At 43.7% G+C, this 254-nt stretch carries 1 protein-coding gene; it reads left to right on the forward strand.

Annotated elements, in window-relative coordinates:
* On the forward strand, window positions 1-254 hold a 254-nt coding region (locus AB4585_RS28005), incomplete at both ends, for a hypothetical protein (protein ID WP_372172024.1).

Raw genomic sequence — 254 nt, forward strand, 5'->3', positions numbered from 1 at the left:
CTCTTTGAGGTGCGCCGAGTTAACTCAGAAACGAAAAAAATTCAAAGTAAAACTTTTGCCATCTCGAAACTCGGACTGGATCATGCCTTCAACTCCGCTCTTGAGCTCTACCGCGACTGGCACAACCTAAGTAGTCAAGAAGTGAGTGAGTTAAGATCGCGCAAGTGGGGTCATGGGGAGTCTATTTGGCGCATTATAAAGTCATCTGAAGATAAAGGCTGGTCATTATCAAGTAAGCACAAGAAATCAATTTC

The sequence above is a fragment of the Vibrio sp. 10N.222.49.C9 genome, assembly GCF_041474985.1.
Taxonomy (GTDB): Bacteria; Pseudomonadota; Gammaproteobacteria; order Enterobacterales; family Vibrionaceae; genus Vibrio; species Vibrio crassostreae_C.